We start from the raw sequence: 417 nt of genomic DNA on the forward strand, positions 1-417 counted from the left end.
TATTCCGTGATCATCGCCTTCCCCGCCCAGCCTCCCTCGGAAAAGATGTGCTTCGCGCATTTCGTCGACGGCCGTGCCAGCCTCGTCGTCGGCACCCATACCCACCAGCCGACCGGCGATCACCAGATCCTCAATGGCGGCACCGGTTATATGTCCGACGCCGGCATGTGCGGCGACTATGATTCCTCGCTCGGCATGGACAAGGAGGAGCCGCTCAACCGGTTCCTGTCGAAAGTGCCGAAAGGCCGCTTCGAAGCGGCGACCGGACCGGCGACCTTGTGCGGCGTCGGCGTCGATATTTCCGACCGCACCGGGCTGACCGAGCGGATCGCGCCGTTTCGTCGCGGCCCGCGGCTGGAGGAAACCGCACCGTCCTTCTGGTCATGACATTGATATAGGCACGCTTAGTACCTAACT

The 417-nt window shown here is 63.1% G+C and carries 1 protein-coding gene; it reads left to right on the forward strand.

What is annotated here, in order from left to right:
- A partial coding sequence (locus EN884_RS38270) for a YmdB family metallophosphoesterase (protein ID WP_206617791.1) occupies window positions 1-387 on the forward strand: 387 nt, incomplete at its 5' end.
- Window positions 388-417 lie beyond the last annotated feature (30 nt).

It is taken from the genome of Mesorhizobium sp. M7A.F.Ca.AU.001.01.1.1 (assembly GCF_004022735.1).
Taxonomy (GTDB): domain Bacteria; phylum Pseudomonadota; class Alphaproteobacteria; order Rhizobiales; family Rhizobiaceae; genus Mesorhizobium; species Mesorhizobium ciceri.